The organism is Nonomuraea dietziae, assembly GCF_014195505.1.
GTDB lineage: Bacteria > Actinomycetota > Actinomycetes > Streptosporangiales > Streptosporangiaceae > Nonomuraea > Nonomuraea roseola.
The window spans coordinates 2,131,880-2,152,064 of the sequence record NZ_JACIBV010000001.1 but is presented as its reverse complement, the minus strand read 5'-3'; the positions used below and the strand labels follow the sequence as shown (position 1 = coordinate 2,152,064).

Sequence of the window (20,185 nt, the reverse complement as noted above, 5' to 3'; positions counted from 1 at the left end):
GGCACGAGCGCAGGGCATCACCCCTCGTACCGCGTGCCGATGGTTTCGTGAGGGCACGCTGCCGGCCCCTGCGGACGCATGGGGTCGCGCATGGTCCTGGTGACATCGACGCGAACACCTCACGCTCCGTGAGCGGTGGCGTGGGCTTGTCTGCCCGAGTGTCGTCGAATGACCAGAAGGCGAATTTTGAACGGCATGAGGCTGCGGCGGCCGATGACTGAGAACAAGAAGAAGCAGCTCCGCGCCATCGACGCGCCGTTCGTTGCCCTGGGCCCGGCTGGTGTGACGATACGCGACCGACTGGGGCACCTCACGCCCGAGGACGAGAAAGTCCTCCGGCTGGCAGGTGCACATCTGGGGTCTCTCGCCTCCCGTGACCTCAAGGCCCGTTGTGCGGATGGTTTGAAGCACGACACGGATATGTGGGCGGCCCGGAAGCGGGATCTGACCGCCGAGTCGTCCTCCCGATGGGCGGGCAGCATCACTAAAGCCACGCATGACCAGTGGGCTCTCTCCCACCGCTGTCAGCTCGCACACATCCACAACCTTGAAGCCGGTGTGCGCACCCTGATGCACCGGCTTTCCCGGCCCATTGGAGATAAGGGCACGAAACGGGTACCAGGCGGATACCGTTCCGAGCACGAGTGGTTCGTGAAGTCACGCCGACTGGCCGCGCTGGAGCGCCGGCTCGATGCCGCCCGCGCCGAGCGCGAGGCCGGGATCGTCCACGTCGTGCGCGGCGGCCGTCGCCTGTTCAACATCCGGCACAACCTCGAGAAAGCCCGGCTCACCGAGACTGAGTGGCGACAGCGGTGGGAGGCGGAGCGCTGGTTTCTCGCCGCTGACGGCGAGTCTGGCAAGCGATACGGCAACGAAACCATCCGCGTCACTCCTGACGGCGAAGTCTCCATCAAGCTGCCCGCACCGCTCGCCCACCTGGCCAACGCGAAGCACAGCCGGTACATCCTCGCTTCCAGGATCCAGTTCAAGCACCGGGGCGAGGAGTGGGGCGACCGCGTCCACGGCAACCGGGCGGTGGCCTACCGCATCCACTACGACGTTGCCCGAGGCCGCTGGTACCTCACCGCGTCCTGGCAACGCCCGGTTGTGAAGACGATCCCGCTGGAGACGGCCCGTGCAGGCGGGATGATCGGTGTCGATACGAACGCCGACCACTTCGCCGCCTACCGCCTCGACCGGCACGGCAACCCGGTCGGCGCCCCTCACCGCTTCTTCTACGATCTGACCGGCAGCGCGAACCACCGCGACGCCCAGATCCGGCATGCCATCACCCGGCTCCTGCACTGGGCCAAACGTGCCGGTGTGGCTGCGGTCGGCATCGAGGACCTGGACTTCACCGCGGAGAAGTCCCGCGAGAAGCATGGCCGTAAGAAGAGGTTCCGGCAGCTCGTCTCCGGCATCCCCACCGGCAAACTCAAGGCGCGGCTGGTGTCGATGGCGGCTGAGAGGGACGTATCCATCGTCGCGGTGGACCCGGCCTACACCAGCATGTGGGGCGCGCAGCACTGGCAGAAGCCCATGACCGCGCCCCGGCGAAAGACCACCCGTCACGATGCCGCGAGCATCGCGATCGGACGACGCGCCCTCGGGCACCCGATCCGGCGACGGACGACACCGCCCCCACAACACCAGAGCGATGCTGTGGGGCATCGGACCGTCCAGGCCGATCGTCCTGCTCGGGGGCGAGAGGAAGCCCGCCGCCCCGTCACGGAATGTGCACACGATGCACGACCCCGGACAGGGAACACTCAAGGAAAGCGGGCGACCAGCGCATCCACCACCGTTCGGGATGCGCTCAGTGCCGGGCAGTGGGTCCAAGACTCACTCCTGATCACTGATGAGGAACGGTAAGCTCCGCGCGTGGAACCCTTGGTCGTCGTTCTGCTGCTGGTCCTCCTTGTCGGGGGCCCCTCGCTCGTGCTGTGGCGCGTCTTGCGGGGCAGGCGCGAGCTGGGTGCGGGCCCCGCCGAGCGCGCGACGTTCGAGACCCTGCACACCGCCTCCCTGGCCGCGCCCCCGCTGCGCGCGGGGCTGAGCGAGGAGGGCGCGCAGCGGGCCTCGCGGCACCTGCGCGAGCTGCTCGGCTCGCCCGCCATCGCGATCACCGACGGCGAGCGGCTGCTGGTCTACGACGGCGCGGGCGAGCACCACGCGGCCGAGGCGTTCGCGCACGCGGCGGGCACGCTCAAGGACGGCCGTACCCAGGTGCTCAACCTCGACTGCGACCTTCTCGAATGCCCGATCAGGCACGCCGTGGTGGTGCCGCTCAGCACCGACGAAAGAGTGGTCGGCTCGCTGGCCGCCTACGGCCAGGAGACCTCAGCGGGGCTCGTCAGGGCCGCCCAGGAGGTGGCCAGGTGGGTCGACTCCCAGCTGGAGCTGGCCGAGCTCGACCGCAGCCGCACCCTGCTGATGGAGGCCGAGGTGCGGGCGCTGCGCGCGCAGATCTCCCCGCACTTCATCTACAACTCGCTGACCACCATCGCCAGCTTCGTCCGCACCGACCCGGAGCGCGCCCGCGAGCTGCTGCTGGAGTTCGCCGACTTCACCCGCTACAGCTTCCGCAGGCACGGCGACTTCACCACCCTGGCAGAGGAGCTGCGCTCCATCGACCGCTACCTGATCCTCGAGCGCGCCCGCTTCGGCGACCACCTGCGGGTCACGCTGCGCATCGCGCCCGAGGTGCTGCCCGTCGCGGTGCCGTTCCTGTGCCTGCAACCCCTGGTGGAGAACGCGGTACGGCACGGCCTCGAATCCAAGAACGGCGTCGGCCGCATCGCGATCGTCGCCGAGGACGCGGGCGCGGAGTGCCACATCAGCGTCGAGGACGACGGCCTCGGCATGGACCCCGAGCGCCTGCGCCGCATCCTGGCCGGGGACGTCTCGGCCGAGAGCGGCGTCGGCCTGGCCAACGTCGACGAGCGGCTGCGCCAGGTCTACGGCGACGAGTACGGCCTGGTCGTCGAGACGGCGGAGGGCGCGGGCACCAAGGTCAACATCAGGGTGCCCAAGTACCACCCCGGCGTGTCGGCCCGCTGATCAGCTCCTCCAGCCGCAGCCCCTTCAGCTCGGGCGAGTCGCGCGAGACCATCCTGGCCGCCAGCCTCTCCACCGGAACGACGCCGAGCGGCCTGGCCGCGTCGATCTCGTCGCGGATGAGCAGCGCCACCCGCCGCTGGTCCTTCGGCACCAGGTCGGAGGAGGTCCACGCCCGCACGATCGCCTCGGTCCTGATCGCGTTCATCGACTCGGTGTTGCCGCGCAGGCCGTCCTCGACCGCCCGCCTGATGAGCTGCTCGAGCTCGGGCGTGATCGGGTCGTCGCGCTCCTCGCGGCACTCCACACGCAGCACCAGGTAGTCGAGCAGCACCGGCCGGCCGTCGGCCCTGAGCCGTCCCTCGACGATCTCCAGCCTTCCCGGCGGCGCGGGCGCGTCGAGCACCACCAGATGCCCCGCCTGCACCGGCCTGCCGCCGCCGCCTGGCGCCACCATGCTCCAGTGGACGCCCAGCCTCGGCTGGTCTCCCGTCGCCTCCAGCACCACCTCCAGGCCCTCGGACATCTTCTCCGCGATGGTGGCCGCGGTCGCCAGCGGCGGGCCGACCAGGCCCGCGAGCTTGCCCAGCACCTGGACGGCGGCGCCCAGCGGCCCCTGCTGCGTGACCTGGTAGAGCCCGGCCTCGACGGTGACCACCCCGCCGTTGTACGGCACCAGCGGCGAGACCTGCAGGTCGAGGTGGACGCCCGGCGTGGACCACGCGGGCGTGCTGACCGCCTTGAACCCGACGGGCTGGGTGCCCAGGAAGTTGAGGGTGAGCCCGCCGTGCAGGGCGGGGAAGTGGTCGTTGCCCCACGACCTGCGCTGGGCGAGGAACCCCTCGGTCAGCCACAGCCGCACGTAGCCCTCGCGGGGGACGAGCGGCCTGGAGCCAGGGTCGGGGATGAACTCCAGGTGGACGTGGTCGGCCTTGGCGCTGAACCACTGGGACAGACGGCTCATTCATCCTCCGGGTCGATGGGAAGGAACAGGATCAGGTCGCACAGCACCTCGGAACCGGCTCCGATGATCTTCCTCAGGTGCCGCTGCAGCCTGAGCAGGCTCCTGGCGTCGAGTACCTCGCCTTGTCGCCACATCGGCCAGTCGGCGCACGCGGCGATCACCTGGGCTGCGAGCTCGTCGGGCAGGGGAGGCACGACGAGCGCGGCGGGCGTCCCGCCTTCGCAGAGCGCGCGGGCCAGGCTCGCCGCCAGGGCATGAGCGGAGCCGAGAGGCTCGGGCGGGCCGTCCACGGGCTCGGCCTGCAGCACCACGAAGTCGGGCGGCGGGGCGAGATCCATCAGCCGCTCCCTCGACTGCGCGCCCGAAGGGGCGGATCTGTCGTCGGCGACGCGCAGGCGCAGCCCGTCGGCGGTGCGCACCAGCGTGCCCACCCAGAGGGCACGCCCTCCCGACAGCGCGCGCGGCGCGAGGTGATCGGGCCCCCTGTAGTCGCCCTGCGGGCTGACAGGCGTCAACCGCGCCCGTGAGTGGAACGAACGGAACATCGCGGGCAGCCGTGCGGGGGGAAGGTGCCCGAACAGCCCGAACTCCACGTCACCGTCGATGACGCGGTTTGTGCTCACGAGTCTGACGGCCTTCACCCATGGTCTGGGCCGCGCCTCGTGCCAGGTCGTCCGCACGGTGGCGACATGCCGCGACGGCGCCAGCCACGTCGGGACGCCCGGCCCCCACGCCTGGCCTCGCCATTCCCCCGACCCGTGCAGAAGCAGGTCGGTGGAGCCGTCGCTGATCTCGGCGGTCATCGCGGTGGACAGGATGCCGCTCCAGTGCACCGCGCCGGCTGCCGCGGCCAGGACGCATCCGGCGACGACGACCGTCGGGCCCAACGCGCTCATGATCTGAGGGAGGAACGCCTGAAACGCGACCACGCCCACGAAGGCCACCAGCACCGCGGCGATCTTCCATCCCGAGATCCACTCCGACTCCGGCTCGTCCTCTGCCGTGGTGGGGGCGGGGTCCTGGTCGTTCACGGAAGGCCGCCGCTGCGGGTGGGGAGAGCCGTCGTCCGGTTGTTCTCTGGCGTCGGCGGGCGGCCGGCGTCTCGTCGGCAGCAGGCGGTCGGAGCCGCGCTCGCCCCGCGTCGGGTCGTCAGCGCTCTGATCAGGCCTGCCGAGCGGCTGCTCGCCGCCGTACACCCACTGCGGGAGCGACGGCCGCGAGAGGTCCGGGAGGGCGAGCTCGGGCAGCCCTGAGACGCTGGTGGTCCAGGACAGGCGGCTCAGCGCGGTCGTGCGCACCACCCATCCTCCTGACAGCGGCTTCGCCGGCTCCCTGCGGCCGGCCTCCAGGGGCGCTCCGGAGCGGATCCCGGCCATCGCCGCCAGCAGCGCGGCCTGCCTTCCGAGCTCGGAGTCGCGGCCGAGCAGCACGGACGCCTGCTCGAGGAGGCGCGCGGCCTGGGCGGGGAAGCGCAGCGCGAGCACCTCCGCCTCGGTGAGCAGGGTGACGCCGCGCACCCAGCCGAGACGCGGGTCGAGCGGGCCGGGGGGCTCGACGGGAGGGTCGCCGCCTCCGGTCAGGAGGCTCGCCTCGGTCGCCGCCGCGCGCAGGAGCGCGGCTGGGACGCCCTCCTCCTGACGTGGCGGCGGCCGGTGCCCGTCCTGGAGCGAGTTCACATCCTGGCAGCGCCACCAGCCGTACCAGGAGCCTGCCTCGCTGATCGAGCGGGGCCGCTCGCCCTCCACCAGGGTCAGCGTCAGCCAGGCCTCCGCCCTGCACAGCGGTGAACCGTGCAGCGACAGGTCCCTGACCCCCGGATAGTGCCGCAGGTCGCGCTCCCTGCGGCAGACCATGAGCAGAGCGAGCTGGCACTCCTCCACCGTCGCGGGGTCGTCGCCGGCCTCCAGCGCCTCGCGCAGGCGGGCTCGCAGGACGGCGGCCGCCTGGCCGTACTCGCCGCGCGCCATCCGTGCCCACGCCAGACTGACCGCGAACGGCTGGATCCGCCTGTGCACCCACGCGCTGCCACCCCGCCACAGCGGGTACCCGGTGGTCGGCAGAAGCCCCAGCGTCGAGCCTGTCGCCCGCCCGCGCGCGCACAGCAGGAGCAGCGTGAGGGAGAGCCACCGGTCGGCGTCCACAGAGCGGGGCAGCCCCGCGGCGAACAACGCCTCCAGGCTGCCCAGCTCCTCTCTCGGCCCGCCCGTGCCTTCCCCCTGGGACGCCTTCCCGTCGCCCTCGCCCACCGGCGCGCTTCCGCGTCGCCCGCCCACCGGCCCGACGCCGGACTGCCCGGCGTCCATCGGCCTGGCGTCGACCGGCCTGGCGTCGGACTGCTCGGGGTCCACCACCCCGACGCCGGGCTGCCCGTCGGCCGGTCCGCTGCCGGCCGGGCTGCTTTCGTCCGGTTCGCTCGCGGCGGGTCCGCTGTCGGTGGGTCTGCTCTCGGCCGGTCCGCCGGGAGGCCGGCGCTCGGGCGAGCTGGCGGAGGGTTCGTCGGAGGCGCTCCTGATCAGCAGGCTGACGAGCGCGGCCCGGGCGCGGGCGTCGCAGCCAGGAGGGAAGTCGGCGGCGGACACGCGGAAGAGCGCCGGTGCCTGGCCTGCCCCGCGCGGGCCTTCGAGCGTCTCCACAGCGAGGGCGGCCAGCTCTCGTGGATCATGAGTCCGCTCCTCCGCGGCCTGCGCGAGGAGGGCGGCCTGGCCGTAGAGAAGAGAACGGACGGCGGGGTCGACGCCCGCCTCGGCGACGGCGAGGAGGTCCGCGGCGCGCAGGTCACTCCATCGGCCTTCGATCATCCAGCGGTCGGCGGCGGCGGCGATGGATCCCGCGAGCACGCCCACGGTCGAGCCGGCGGGCGTTCTCACCGTGGATTTCGTTCCCTCGTCAGCCTCCGCGCCGGTTTCGGCGTCCGGGGCTGCCAGGTTCGTGCCGGTGGCCACGATCCTGCGCAGTTCGGCGGGGAAGTCGATGTCGCCCTCGCCGGCGGACACCAGCCCCAGCAGGGCACGGTCGCGCTGGACCGCGTTGCCGAAGCGCAGGACGTGCCACCACAGCGCGGCCACTCCTCCACCTCCGGTCTGGACGCGGGTCGCGGCCTGCGTGGACAGCACCGCCGCGAGCACCTCCCGCACCCCGGCGAGCACACCTGCCCGCCGATCGCCGCCAGAGCGGCGGTCCTCCGAGCGGCGGCCCTCCGAGCGGCGGTCGGGGGAGGGGGAGTCGCTCCGTTCGGGTGAGAAGGGGGAGGGGTGACTGAGGAGGCGGTCGGCGGTGTCGGTGAGGTCGGCGGCGGCGCGGGCCGTGACATGCTCGGCCCACCCCCACGCCCGCTCAGCCACCACCCGCGCCTCCACCTCCGCCCACAGCGCGAGCGCCTCTCCCGACGGCAGCAGGCGAAGGGCGGCCAGGAGCGTCGCCACCGGCGCCTCCGCGATCGACTCCACCCCCCTGACCAGTTCGGCGGCCGTACGGCCCAGACGGCGGCCGTGCAGGGGAAAGCGATCGGGATCGGCGGACGTCACCGCGCGCAGGCGCGCGCACAGCTGCGCCTCCAGCTCCACCACCGACGGGCGACCGTCGGGAGTGTGGGCGCGCACGCGAGCCCACTCCTGGGCCGCCAGCTCGCCGAACACGGCGTCGGCCTCGACCCCGAGCGCCGCGAACTCGGCCGCCGCCAGCGCCCTGTCGAGCGTGCCGAGCTCGGCGGCCACGCCCAGGCAGCGCACCAGCGCGGGGTCGCGCAGGCGGCCGATCACCCGGCGCTCGATGTAGGGGTCGCCAGGATCGGTGACGAGGGAGGCGGGATCGAGCGACGGTTCCGCGAGCACCCAGTCGGCGTGGACGGCGAGGTCGAAGGGGTTGTAGCCGTTCTCGCCCGCCGCTCGCGACAGCACCGCGGGGGTGAAGCGTGGGGGCAGGCCCCTGGCCGTCAGGTAGCGCTCGGCCTCGGCCCTGGTGAACCCGCCGACGGGCAGCACCCGCAGATACGGCCGCGGCCGCAGCAGCGGGCCCGAAGGCGCCCCGGAGGGCGGCGGCACCAGCCAGCGTCGTCCCGCCAGCACGACGCGCAGCGAGGGCACCAGCGCGTGCAGCCGCTCCAGCAGCGCGAACGTCATGTCGATGCCTGGCGCGGGCTCGCCGGGCGGGTAGAGCTTGGCCAGTTCCTCGCACGTGTCGAGGACGAGTGTGACCTCCTGGTCGAGCGAGGTGAGCAACCCGGCGAAGGCGGCGACCATCCGGTCGAGCAGCGGTTCGGTCCTGCTCTCCAGCCGATACGGCCTGGCCAGCTCCTCGTGCAGCTCCTCCACCGCGTCGAGGAAGCGCCGGTAGGCCGCCTCGCCTGCCCTGCTGCCCACCCAGCCGAGCAGGTCCACCGCGAGCGCGGTGAACATCTCGCCTGGACGGCTCTCCGGATAGCGCGGGTCGAGATGGTCGAAGTCCACCCTGGCCGTGGTGACCCTGGTGGCCAGGCGCCTGACGAGCATGGTCTTGCCGGCGCCGCCCGAGCCGAGCAGGTGCACCGCCCACGACGGCCCGACGAGCATCTCCTCCTCGATCTCGTCCCTGCGCTGGTAGTGACGCAGGCGATGGGCGTCCTCGGCCTCGCGGGTGGCTCTGGCCAGCCGCCAGGCGGCCCTGCGCGCCGACCCGGTCAGATGGCCGCCGAGCACGTCGGCCAGCGCCTCGGCGGTCGCCACGAGCCTGGCGGCCTCGGGCAGCCGTCCCGCCTCGACCCGGTCGGACACCTCCCGCAGCAGCCGCAGCCCGGTGGGGTCCTTCTCGTGGACGTCGGCGACCGTGAACCAGTCGTGATCTACCCTGTAAAGGAGCCCGGTCAGGCGCCGTAGCGCTCGCCGCAGCGTGTCGGCGTGTTCGCGCCGGAGATAGGCGCCCAGCTCCGCCCTGACGCTCTCACGCACCCAGAAGGCCCGCTCCTGCCCCCCGTCGTCGAGGAGCAGCATCGTGCTCTCCACCAGCTCTTCGGGGACCGCACCGAGCTCTGCCGTGCGCGCCAGCGTGTCCGTCCAGCGCGGCAGCAGCGCCAGGGCGGCCAGGGTCGCGGCCGGATAGGCGGCGAAGCGCTGGGCGCGCAGGCGCTCGAGCTCCTCCTGCAGCCCGGTCACGGCGCGAGCCTGTTCAGCTCGGCGTAGGCCCGCCAGGCCGCCTCGTCGTCGTGGGAGAGGAAGATCTTCGCCGAGGCCAGGGCGTGCGCGACCAGGTAGAGCTCGTAGTCGACCATGGCGGGACGCCCCTCCAGCGTGCTGAACGCCTCGCGCAGCATCTCCCTGTCGTGGCCGGGGGCGGCCACCCACACCTTCTTGTAGCGGTCCTGCTCGTGCCACGGCTGCAGCAGGACCCACTGGTAGCCGAGCGTCGCCTCGTCCTCAGGCAACGCGGCGAGCGGGACGAACCGATAGGCGGCCATGCCCGCTCGCTCGGCCTTGAACAGGCCCAGCTCGACGCTCTCGGCGGTCGTGGCAATGACGGGAGCCGGCCGTTCGGGTGGGCCGAGGCCGCTGGGCGTGAGCAGGTCGAGCAGGCCGGGAGGCCGGCCGGCGATCCAGCCCAGCGCGCCGTCCCACAGGTGCAGGCCCTCGGCCAGGACGACGGCGCGGGTGTGGGGGCCGAACGGCTCGCCGAGGGACTGCGCCGTCAGGGCGAACGAGGACAGGTCCTCGGCGAGCGACTCTCGAAGATCGTCCACGTCGAGAGGGTCGGAGGAGGCGGAGAAGGCGGCGATCGCCTTGCGCAGACCGCGCCGTACGGCCGACTGGGCGTGCCCGGAGGGCGCGGCGCAGGCCACGGTTTCGAGAGGGGGAGCCGGCAGCGACAGGCGTTCGCAGGTGTCGACCACGGCCTGCAGCACCTGGGCGGCGACCTGCCGTAAGGAGTGCGGCGCCGTCGGGTGGGCGCGAGGGGCGAGCAGGAGCGGGACATGGCCGTCGTGCAGCAGCCTGAAGCCGATCTCGCGCAGCAGCCTGGTGGCGCCGAGCCTGCGGAAGTCGCCCTCGGCGCAGGCCACCAGCAGCGCCCTTCGCGCGCTGAACAGCGCGTCGACCTCGTCGAAGAGGCTGCGGCGGCCGATGTAGAGGGGCTGCTGGGCCAGTTGGAGCTGTTCGGCCATCCGCAGCATCGCGCGGGCGGGGGCGGGGTCGACGGGCTGGAAGGCGGCGGGCAGCGAGGAGGCGGTGTAGACGGTGGGCCTGGCCCAGTCGTCGCTGTCGCCGGGATCGCGCTGGCCCATCAGCGCGGCCCTGCGGCCGTGGGCGGCGGCCTCGGCGACGCCGTCGCCGTTCAGCAGCGCCCGCACCAGGCGTTTGGAGAACAGGCGGCAGGCGGGTTCGGCGATCTCGCCGTCCATGGCGACCACGATCGGCACCCCTGCCGCGATCAGCGAGGCGGCCAGCGAGGCGGGGGACAGGCGGGCGGTGTGGCAGACGCTGAGCACGACGGCGAGCGGCCTGCGCCCGCCCGCCAGCAGCGCGGCGACCAGTTGCTCGGGCGTGGCCATGGCGCCCGCCAGGTCGACCAGGACCCTGCCGTCCTCGTCGGGTCTGCCATGGGCGACCAGGTGGACCAGGTCGGGCTCGAAGGCGGCGCAGCGGCGGGTCAGGCCGTCGAGGGTCAGCCCGTCGGCGACCCTGGCCAGCGCCAGCCCCGCAGACTCGCACTCGCGCAGGAGGCCGAGGAACATCGCGCCGGGCAGGATGACCTGCTCGGTCAGTTTCGCGCCCGAGGCGAACAGCACCCTGGGCGCGCCCCTCACGGCGGGCGGCGGGCCCGCGTTCGAGGGGACCAGCCTGGTGACCGCGACGAGCAGACCGGGGTTGGCGCCGAGGGGGTGCTCGCCGTCGTGCATGGCCTCCCACATGTGGTCGTGCAGCTCAGCGGGCAGATCGAGGGCCAGCTCGACGCCTCGTCCCGCGTGGTTCTCCAGCACGCGGGGCCAGAGCGGGCCGAGGAGCGCGGCGAACAGCGCCCTGCCGTACTCGTGGGCAGGGGCGCCGGCAGGGGGGAGCGGGCCGAGCGGACGCGAGCCCACGGGGGTGCTCACCACGCCCTCGGCGACCCTGACGACGACGCGCGGGAGCGTCACAGCAGCCTCCTGGTGAGCTCGCCGGTCAGCTCGCGCAGGGAGGGGGCGGCAGGGGCGGCGCCCATGGTGCCGTCGGGGCCGCACAGGGGCAGCTTCTCCAGCAGCCTCGTGTGCACCCCTTCGGGGTCGGAGGGGAAGGCGGCGACCCCGGCGGCGACCAGTGTCCTGGCGGCGGCGCGGGAGCGCACCTTGGTGATGGCGCTGTCGTTCGCGGCCAGGGCGGAGGTCCACCGGCGCGCGAGGTCCGCGTCGAAGCCCTGCCCGAGCTCGCGCAGCGGACGGCCGTCGACCTGGAGGCCGAGCAGGCCGGAGGAGGCGGGGTCGGCGAGCAGGGCCAGGCGTTCGGCGGGCGGCGGGTAGTAGAGGGTGTCGACGCTCAGCCCGTGCTGGAGCTCCTCCACCATCCAGGCGGCCGCGTCGCCGACCATGAGCACCGAGTAGGCGTCGGCGAACATCTCGTCGGCCCAGTCGCCCGCCACCATCCTGGCGTCGTGGGCCAGGTCGAGGTCGTGCATGACGAGGTGGCCCGTCTCGTGCGCCGCGACCACCAGCCACCACGCCTGTCTGGCCGCCCACGCGGGCAGCGAGATCACCGGGATCGGCAGCTCGCGCACCAGCTCGTCGACGAGGTCCCTCGGCACGTCCTTGCGCGGGGTGGCGAAGGCGTCGAACATCGGGTCGAGGTAGGGCAGCGGCCCGGCGGGCGGTCTCCTGCCCAGCACGTCGAACGGCTGCCACCAGCAACTGCGCACCACCTCGTCGGCCGCGGCGAGCACGGGGCCGCGCAGCGGGTCGAGCCGCTGGTCGTACTTCGGGGCGTACCACTCGAAGAGCCGTTTGACCGTCGACAGGCTCGCGTCCAGATGGAAGCAGCGCGCGTAGGCCGCCTGCGAGGTCGCGCCCGTCACCGCGAGCAGTTGCTGCCTGATGCCGGTGAGCATGCCGTCCAGGATCGCCCCGAGGACCTCGAAGTGGTGGCCGAACCTGCGGAAACGCCCGTCGGCCGCGCGGGCGGCCAGCCAGGCGGAGGTTTCCTCGCGCAGCAGGTCGGCGGCGGTGAGAGAACGATCCACTCGGTTCTGCACACGCACGGGGAAACCATACTCGGCTGTGATCGGGGCGTGACAGGCTTGACGCCTGATGTCTGTTTCATCACTCTCAACGATGGAAGGGGAGAGCCGTGAACGGGCTGCGGGTGCTGGCGGTCGACGACGAGCTTCCGGCGCTCGAAGACCTGTCGTACCTGCTGCGGGCCGATCCCAGGATCGGCGAGGTGGCCACCGCTCGTGACGGGGCCGCCGCGCTGCGGCTGCTCGACAGGGCCATCGCCGAGGGGCGGCCGATCGACGCGGTCTTCCTCGACATCAGGATGCGCGGGCTCGACGGCGTGGTGCTCGGCAGGCTGCTGTCGCAGTTCGCCAACCCGCCCCGCGTCGTCTTCGTGACCGCCTACGAGGAGCACGCGGTCGACGCCTTCGAGATCAAGGCCGAGGACTACCTGCTCAAGCCGGTGCGGCCCGAGAGGCTTGCCGAGGCGATCAGGCGGGTGTGCGTCTCGGCCGACGTTCCCGTCGAGGGCGCGGAGTCCGACACGATCCCCGTCGAGCTGGGCGGCGTGACGAGGTTCGTCTCCACGGCGGACGTGATCTACGTGGAGGCGCAGGGCGACTACGCCCGGCTGCACACCGCCGCGGGCAGCCATCTGGTCCGCATCCCGCTGGCCACGCTGGAGGAGCGCTGGGCCTCCTCCGGCTTCGTGCGCGTGCACCGCAGCCATCTGGTCGCGCTCAGGCACATCGAGGAGCTGCACATCGACTCCGGGCGCTGCTCGGTCAGGGTCGGCGACACCGAGATCCCGGTCAGCCGCCGCCACACCCGCGAGCTGCGCGACCTGCTGCTGCGCAGGGAGAGGCGGTGAAGGCCTGATGACCAGGCGCAGAGTCACGGTCATGAGCCCGCGCACGGCCGCCGCGCGCAGGCCCCGCTACCCGGTCAGCAGGGAGATCGACGAGCAGACCCACCTCGGTGAGGTCTACATGCGCTCGCTGCTGCGCACGCAGTTCAGGCTCGCGCTGCTCGTCTGCACCGTGCTGGCCTGCGTGGTGCTGGGGCTGCCGATGCTGTTCCTGCTCGTGCCCGAGCTGCGGGCGGTGCACCTGGCGGGGGTGCCGCTGCCGTGGGCGGTGCTGGCGGGGCTGATCTACCCGATGTTCGTCGCGGGGGCCTGGCTGTACGTCCGGCAGGCCGAGCGCAACGAGCGCCACTTCGAGGACCTGGTCGAGCGGCAATGAGCCTGGCCGCCGTCGTCATCGTGGTGGTCGCGGCGATCCTGATCGGCGCGTTCGGCCTGCGTCTGTCGCGCACGACGTCCGACTTCTACGTGGCCTCCCGAACGGTCACCCCGCTGTGGAACGCCTCGGCCATCGGTGGGGAGTACCTGTCGGCCGCCTCCTTCCTCGGCATCGCGGGCCTCATCCTCACCCATGGCGCGGACATGCTGTGGCTGCCCGTCGGCTGGACCGGCGGCTACCTGGTGCTGCTGGTGCTGGTCTCGGCGCCGCTGCGCCGCTCGGGCGCCTACACCCTGCCCGACTTCGCCGAGTCGCGCCTGGAGTCGATGGCCGTGCGCAGGACGGCCAGCGTGCTGGTGGTGCTGATCGGCTGGCTCTATCTCATGCCGCAGTTCCAGAGCGCGGGCATCGTGCTGCGCGCGATCACGGGGGCGCCCGGCTGGGTGGGCGGTCTGGTGGTCGCCGTGGTGGTGGCGGTCAACGTGCTGTCGGGAGGGATGCGCTCGATCACGTTCGTGCAGGCCTTCCAGTACTGGCTCAAGCTCACCGCGCTCGCCGTCCCCCTGGTCTTCCTGCTGATGGCCTGGCGGTCGGGCGGCGCGCCCGGGCTGTCGGAGCACGACATGGCGCACTGGCAGCTGCCGTTGTCCAGCGCGAAGGAGTACGGGCTCTACTCGACCTACTCGCTGATCCTGGCCACCTTCCTCGGCACGATGGGGCTGCCGCACGTGCTGGTGCGCTTCTACACCAACCCCGACGGGCGGGCGGCCCGCCGTACGACGTTGGTGGTGCTGTCGCTGCTGGGCGCCTTCTACCTGCTTCCCGCGCTCTACGGCTGGCTGGGCAGGATCTACGCTCCCGACGTGGCGGGCACCGACGCGGTCGTGCTGACGCTGCCCGGCAGGGTGATCGGCGGCACGCTCGGCGACGTGCTGACGGCGCTGGTCACCGCGGGCGCCTTCGCGGCGTTCCTGTCGACCTCCTCGGGGCTGACGGTGTCGGTGGCGGGCGTGATCGCGCAGGACCTGCTGGGCGGCGGCGCGGTGCGCGCCTTCCGGCTGGCGACGCTGATGGCCGTGGCCGTGCCCCTGGTGCTGGCCGTGTGGGCCAGGGCGCTGCCGGTCGCCGACGTGGTCGGGCTCGCCTTCGCCGTGGCGGCCTCGTCCTTCTGCCCGCTGCTGGTGCTGGGCATCTGGTGGCGCAGGCTGTCGTCGACGGGGGCGCTGGCGGGATTGTTCGTGGGCGGGGGGCTGGCGTGCGCGGCGGTGATGGCGCAGATCACCGGCGGGCCGTACGGCGGGCTCGTGGGCGCGCTGCTGGCCCAGCCCGCGGCCTGGACGGTGCCGATCGCCTTCTTCGTCATGGTCGTGGTCTCGTTCCTGACCCCGCACCGCGTCCCGCTGGGAGTGGCCAGGACGATGGTCCGCCTGCACACCCCCGAGACGCTCAACCTCGACCGCGGCGACTGGCGCTCTCGCTCGTCGTGACGGGCAGCTCGCCCGAGCCGCGCACCACCAGCTCGACCGGCACCCTGACCATGCGCGCAGGCCCGCCGTCCAGGAGCAGGTCGACGGCGGTACGGCCGAGCAGCGCGGTGTCGTAGCGCACCACGCTCACCCCCGGGTCGAAGACGTCGGCCAGCGCGAAGTCGTCGAACCCCACGAACGCGGGCCTCTCGCGGCGCGTCCTCAACGCCTGGAGGATCCCGATCGCCGCCCTGTTGTTGGTGGCGAAGAAGGCCGTGGGCGGGTCGGGCAGCTCCAGCAGCCTGTCGACCTCGCGCGCGGCCCGCCAGGGGTCGAACACCCCGCGGGTCACGAGCGACTCGTCCACCGTGCCGAGGGCCTCGCGGTAGCCGCGCGCCCTGTCGTGCACCGAGCTGAGGTTCTCGTCGTCGGAGATGAGCGCGATGCGCCGGTGACCGCGCGCCATCAGGTGCTCGGTGGCCAGGCGCCCGCCCTTGAAGTCGTCGAGCAGCACCGCGCTGGACTCGGGCAGCCCGGCGGGCACCCTGTCCACGAACACCGCGCGAAGGCCGCCGCCCAGCAGCTCGGCCAGCCAGCTGTGGCCGCCTGCCGACGGCACCAGGATGAGGGAGTCGACGCCGCGCGCGAACATCGACTCCACGAGCATCCGCTCCCGTTCGGGCCGCTCCTCGTAGGAGCCGAAGACGACCAGCGCCTCGTGCTCGGCCGCCGCGCTCTCCACGGCGGCGGCCAGGTGGGCGTAGAACTGGTTGGAGATGTTCTCCATCACCAGCCCGATCGTCAGCATCGCCGCGCCCCTGGCCAGGCGGCTGGCCGCCTCGTTGCGGCGGAAGCCGAGCGCGTTGATCGCCTCCTGCACCCTGCGCTGCAGCGGCCCGCTGACATGCGGCTCCTGGTTGACCACCCGCGAGACCGTCTTGAGGCTCACCCCCGCGTGCCTGGCCACGTCCGCCATGGTGGGTCTCTGGCGCGCTGTCATAGTGTCCCCCCATGAACGATGACTGGATCTGCGGCAGGCTGGGCGAGGACGAACCGTGGGCGCTGGGCGCGGTCAATCCGCCGGTGTTCGAGAACTCCCTGTTCACCTTCGAGACGGCGGGCGACCTCGCCGAGGCGATCAAGGACGAGGACGAGCGCTACGTCTACTGGCGCGGCACCAACCCGACCGTCGACCTGGCCCAGCGCAAGCTGGCGGCGCTGGAGCGCGCCGAGCGGGCCAAGTGCTTCGGCTCGGGCATGGGCGCGATCTCGGCGACCGTCTCGTCGCTGGTGTCGGGGGGCGACCACGTGCTGGTGCTGGGCGCCATCTACGGGCCCACCACGCAGTTCCTCCGCTACCTGGAGAAGTTCGGCGTCACGCACACACATGTCGGCGACCCCGCCGGTCTTGACAGCGCTATCAGAGCGAACACGCGAGTACTCTACTTCGAGTCGCCCTCCTACATGAGCTACCGCGTGGTGGACATCCCCGCCGTGACCGCGTGGGCCTCGGGCAACGGGCTGGTGTCCGTGATGGACAACACGTGGTCCACGCCGCTGTTCCAGAAGCCGCTGACCATGGGCGTCGATCTGGTGATCCATTCGCTGTCGAAGTACGTGGGGGGCCACAGCGACCTCGTCGGCGGGGTGGTGGCCGGCTCCGCCGAGCTGATCAGGCCGATCGCGCTGACGGAGTACCAGCTGTACGGCGCGGCGATGTCCCCGCACGACGCGGCCAAGGTGATCAAGGGATTGCGCACGCTGCCCGTCAGGATGGCCGCCCACCAGGAGCGCGGCCTGGCCGTCGCGGCCTTCCTCGACCGGCACGAGGCGGTGCGCGCCGTCCACCATCCGGGGCTGGCCTCCCACCCCGACCACGAGCTGGCGAGGCGGCAGATGGCGGGCTTCTCCAGCGTCTTCGGCCTCGAGCTCGACACCGACGAGCGGCAGGTCGTGGCCGCCTTCCTCGACGGGCTGAAGGTCTTCAGGATCGGGGTGTCGTGGGGCGGGTTCGAGAGCCTGGTCGCCGCGCCCGCGCTGACCACCGAGGAGTCGGTGCGCGTCACCATGGGCATCCCCGTCGGGCTGGTGCGCCTGTCGGTGGGTCTCGAGCCTGCGGACACGCTCGTCGAGGATCTGGCTCTAGCGCTGGAGGGGGTTGTGCGCCTAGCTTGAGTGACAGCGCTGTCACCCAGGAGGCACCCATGAGAACTCCCCTCCTCGCGGCCCTGGCCGCCGCCACTCTGACGATCGCCGCGTGCGGCTCGGGCTCCTCGTCCGACGGCGGCGGCACGGTCAGGCTCCGCATGATCGAGAGCCTGACCAGCCCCGACAGGACCAAACTGATGAAGAGCCTGCTCGCCGACTTCGAGAAGGCCAACCCCGGCGTGGAGGTGGAGCTCATCTCGCCGCCCCTCGACAGCGCGGATCAGAAGATCACCCAGATCCTGCAGACGAAGAAGGACCTGGACGTGCTGGAGGTGCGCGACCACACGGTCAAGTCCTTCTCCAACAACGGCTGGCTGGCCGAACTGCCCACCACGCAGTGGGCCGGCTGGCAGGACCTCACCGAGCTGGCCAGGAAGAAGGCCGTGGAGGTGGGCGGCAAGCCGTACCTGATTCCCTACGGCTTCTACCAGCGGGCGCTGTTCTACAGGACCGACTGGGGGATGACCAAGCCGCCCGCCACCTGGGAGGAGCTCTACCAGGAGGGCAAGAGGATGACCACGGGGGAGCGGTTCGGCTACTCCTTCAGGGGCGGCAAGGGCGGCGCCGACTACGCGGTCCAGATGATCAGCGCCTACAACGGCGAGGCGCTGGACCCCGAGAAGTCCTTCTACCTGAAGGACAAGAAGACGATCTTCTCCACGCCCGAGGCGGCCCAGGCGCTCGACCTGTTCGTGAAGATCTTCAAGGAGGCGTCGCCGCCGGACTCGGTTTCGTGGGGCTACCCGGAGATGGTCCAGGGCTTCACCTCGGGGGTCACCGGCATGCTGATCCAGGACCCCGAGGTGATCAAGACGGTCGAGGAGAGCGGCGTCACCTCCTGGTCGACGGCGCCCATCCCCAAGGGCCCGACCGGCTACGCCTTCCAGCCCGTCGGCTACGCCGGATGGGGCGTCACCTCCTTCAGCGCCCACAAGGCCCAGGCCGTCAAGCTGGTGCAGTTCCTGTCGGAGGCGCGGCAGAGCCTGCGCTTCGCCAAGGGCAACTCGCTGATCCCGATCTCGTCCTCGGCGCAGAACGACCCGCAGTTCTCGCAGGGCGCGTGGAAGGCCTACCTGGAGGCGCAGAAGGACCCCAAGCAGGTCATCACGATCAGGCCGGTCGACTCGCCGGGATGGAGCCAGTTCCTCGTCGACTCCGACCGTGACGTCCAGGCGCTGCTGACCGGCAAGAAGAGCACGGCCGAGGTGCTGAAGGCGTGGGACGAGTTCTGGACGGGTCAGGCTTCGTGAGCCGTCCCGCCTTCACCGCGAGGAAGGCAGGGCTCATCGCGCTGTGCCTGCTGCCCGGCGTGGCCTTCGTCGCGGTCTTCACCTACTACCCGATGGTGCGCGGCAGCGTCATCGCCTTCCAGCGCTACAACCTCTTCGACCTGACCTCGACGCCGTTCGTGGGCCTGGAGAACTTCAGGGCGGTGCTGGCCGAGGAGCGGTTCTGGACGGCGCTGCGCAACACCGGCCTCTGGGTGGGCCTGTCGCTGTTCTTCCAGTTCCTCCTCGGTTTCGGTCTGGCCCTGCTGCTGCGCAGGCACTTTCGCGGCAGGGGGCTCTACCAGGCGTGGGTGTTCTTCCCCTGGGCGATGTCGGGCTTCCTGATCGGGCTGCTGTGGCGGTGGATGTTCAACGGCCAGTTCGGTGTGATCAACGACCTGCTGCTGCGTACCGGGATCATCGACACCCGCATCGGCTTCCTGTCCTCGCCCGGCTGGGCCATGACGTCGGTGATCGTGGCCAACGTCTGGTACGGCGTGACCTTCTTCGCGATCATGATCATGGCGGCGCTGCAGTCGGTGCCGCGAGAGCTGTACGAGGCGGCCGCGGTGGACGGCGCCTCGCGCCTGCGCCAGTTCTGGCACGTGACGCTGCCGCACATCCGCCCGACGCTGGCGCTGATCGTGCTGCTGCGGGTGATCTGGATCCTGAACTTCCCCGACCTCATCTACTCGATGACCGGCGGAGGGCCCGCGGGCTCCACGGACATCGTCACGACCTTCCTCATCCAGCAGGTGATGGGAGGCGACTACGGCAGGGCGGGCGCGGTCGGCTTCCTGGTGCTCGGTCTCCTGCTGGCCTTCAGCCTGTTCTACCTCAACGCCACACGCTTCGAGAGGTCGCGATGATCCTGAGGAGAGCGGCCAAGACGATCGTGCTCGGCGTCTGGCTCCTGATCACGGTCTTCCCGCTGTACTGGATCGTCATCACCTCGCTCAAGCCCAAGAGCGAGATCTTCTCCATGCCGCTGCGCTACTGGCCGGCCGAGGTGACCTTCGAGCACTACGCCGAGCTGTTCTCCTTCGCCGACTTCGACCTCTACCTGCTCAACAGCCTCCTGGTGGCGCTGGTCTCCGCCGCGGTGGTCACCGTGATCGGGGTGCTCGGCGGCTACGTGCTGGCCCGCTTCGACTTCCCCGGCAGGGGCGCGCTGATGCTGGCCTTCCTCGTCACGCAGATGATCCCGCTGTTCATCGCGCTGGGCCCGCTCTACCTGCTGATGTCCGACCTCGGCCTGCTCAACAGGCTGGCGGGGCTGATGGTCGTCTACATCGCCATGCTGGTGCCGTTCTGCACGATCATCATGCGGGGCTTCCACGAGCGGGTCCCCGTCGCGCTGGAGGAGGCCGCGCAGGTGGACGGGGCCTCCAGGCTCCAGGCGATGGTCAGGGTGATCCTCCCGGTCATGCTGCCGGGGGTCGCGGCCACCTTCATCTTCGCCTTCGTCCAGGTGTGGAACGAGCTGTTCCTGGCAATCACCTTCATCGACAGCGAGGACGCCAAGACCGTGCCGGTGGCGATGAACTCCTTCATCACCCAGTACGACATCGACTGGGGGTCCATGGCGGCGGCCACCGTGGTGTCGGTGGTGCCGACGCTGGTGCTGTTCGCCGCGATCCGGCGCTACATCGTCGAGGGGCTGACGGCAGGGGCGGTGAAGGGGTGAGACCGCTCACCGCGCAAATCGGACCATTCATCGCAACCTGACTTCAGCTGGTCGCCACGCCGTGGCGGCTCACCGAACAAGCGGACTCACCCCCTCCACGCCGGGTAGTTTGCCCTCTTACCTTGTGCGTGATCCGCATCACACT

The 20,185-nt window shown here is 71.5% G+C and carries 14 protein-coding genes; 9 read left to right on the top strand and 5 right to left on the bottom strand.

Annotated elements, in window-relative coordinates:
• Positions 1-213: 213 nt before the first annotated feature.
• Both FHR33_RS10410 and FHR33_RS10405 read left to right on the top strand, forming a co-directional pair.
• Positions 214-1,872: a transposase gene (locus FHR33_RS10410; RefSeq protein ID WP_183645751.1), complete on the top strand. Its 1,659-nt coding sequence runs from the start codon at positions 214-216 to the stop codon at positions 1,870-1,872.
• A 9-nt stretch (positions 1,873-1,881) separates the two neighbouring features.
• The gene (locus FHR33_RS10405) at positions 1,882-3,060 is read left to right on the top strand and encodes a sensor histidine kinase (RefSeq protein WP_183645750.1); all 1,179 of its coding nucleotides are present in this window, start codon (positions 1,882-1,884) and stop codon (positions 3,058-3,060) included.
• On the opposite strand, the gene FHR33_RS10400 is transcribed toward FHR33_RS10405, so the two are convergent.
• Genes FHR33_RS10400 through FHR33_RS52530 form a run of 4 tightly spaced genes read right to left on the bottom strand, consistent with a single transcriptional unit; the run spans position 3,020 to position 12,211 of the window.
• Positions 3,020-4,021: a hypothetical protein gene (locus tag FHR33_RS10400; protein ID WP_183645749.1), complete on the bottom strand. Its 1,002-nt coding sequence runs from the start codon at positions 4,019-4,021 to the stop codon at positions 3,020-3,022. The two genes, FHR33_RS10405 and FHR33_RS10400, sit on opposite strands and share 41 nt — an antisense overlap.
• Entirely contained in the window at positions 4,018-9,147 is a 5,130-nt protein-coding gene (locus tag FHR33_RS10395) for a hypothetical protein (protein WP_183645748.1), read from the bottom strand. The genes FHR33_RS10400 and FHR33_RS10395 overlap by 4 nt, the downstream gene beginning before the upstream one ends.
• Complete coding sequence (locus FHR33_RS10390) at positions 9,144-11,120, bottom strand: CHAT domain-containing protein (protein WP_183645747.1); 1,977 nt, start codon at positions 11,118-11,120, stop codon at positions 9,144-9,146. Before FHR33_RS10390 ends, FHR33_RS10395 begins: the two co-directional genes overlap by 4 nt.
• Positions 11,117-12,211, bottom strand: a complete 1,095-nt coding sequence (locus FHR33_RS52530; protein WP_183645746.1) for a hypothetical protein — start codon at positions 12,209-12,211, stop codon at positions 11,117-11,119. Before FHR33_RS52530 ends, FHR33_RS10390 begins: the two co-directional genes overlap by 4 nt.
• 89 nt (positions 12,212-12,300) lie before the next feature.
• Between FHR33_RS52530 and FHR33_RS10380 the strand changes: the two genes are divergently transcribed.
• Genes FHR33_RS10380 through FHR33_RS10370 form a run of 3 tightly spaced genes read left to right on the top strand, consistent with a single transcriptional unit; the run spans position 12,301 to position 14,898 of the window.
• Positions 12,301-13,038 (top strand): LytR/AlgR family response regulator transcription factor, encoded by a 738-nt coding sequence (locus tag FHR33_RS10380; protein WP_183645745.1) that lies wholly within the window; start codon positions 12,301-12,303, stop codon positions 13,036-13,038.
• A 31-nt stretch (positions 13,039-13,069) separates the two neighbouring features.
• A complete protein-coding gene (locus tag FHR33_RS10375; protein WP_246451727.1) occupies positions 13,070-13,411 on the top strand; it encodes a hypothetical protein in 342 nt (113 codons plus the stop codon).
• Positions 13,408-14,898: a sodium/solute symporter gene (locus FHR33_RS10370; protein WP_183645743.1), complete on the top strand. Its 1,491-nt coding sequence runs from the start codon at positions 13,408-13,410 to the stop codon at positions 14,896-14,898. Before FHR33_RS10375 ends, FHR33_RS10370 begins: the two co-directional genes overlap by 4 nt.
• Here the strand turns inward: FHR33_RS10370 and FHR33_RS10365 are convergent.
• Entirely contained in the window at positions 14,858-15,877 is a 1,020-nt protein-coding gene (locus FHR33_RS10365) for a LacI family DNA-binding transcriptional regulator (protein WP_183645742.1), read from the bottom strand. The two genes, FHR33_RS10370 and FHR33_RS10365, sit on opposite strands and share 41 nt — an antisense overlap.
• 11 nt (positions 15,878-15,888) lie before the next feature.
• Here FHR33_RS10365 and FHR33_RS10360 point away from each other — a divergent pair, with 11 nt between their 5' ends.
• From FHR33_RS10360 to FHR33_RS10345, 4 genes are read left to right on the top strand one after another with little or no spacing between them, the layout of a single operon-like run.
• Positions 15,889-17,052, top strand: a complete 1,164-nt coding sequence (locus tag FHR33_RS10360) for a trans-sulfuration enzyme family protein (protein ID WP_183645741.1) — start codon at positions 15,889-15,891, stop codon at positions 17,050-17,052.
• A gap of 29 nt (positions 17,053-17,081) precedes the next feature.
• Positions 17,082-18,335 carry an ABC transporter substrate-binding protein gene (locus tag FHR33_RS10355; protein WP_183645740.1) on the top strand — a complete coding sequence of 418 codons (1,254 nt, stop codon included), beginning with the start codon at positions 17,082-17,084 and terminating at the stop codon, positions 18,333-18,335.
• Complete coding sequence (locus FHR33_RS10350; protein WP_221241044.1) at positions 18,302-19,222, top strand: carbohydrate ABC transporter permease; 921 nt, start codon at positions 18,302-18,304, stop codon at positions 19,220-19,222. The genes FHR33_RS10355 and FHR33_RS10350 overlap by 34 nt, the downstream gene beginning before the upstream one ends.
• Positions 19,219-20,040: a carbohydrate ABC transporter permease gene (locus tag FHR33_RS10345; RefSeq protein WP_183645739.1), complete on the top strand. Its 822-nt coding sequence runs from the start codon at positions 19,219-19,221 to the stop codon at positions 20,038-20,040. Before FHR33_RS10350 ends, FHR33_RS10345 begins: the two co-directional genes overlap by 4 nt.
• The last annotated feature ends 145 nt before the right edge of the window (positions 20,041-20,185 follow it).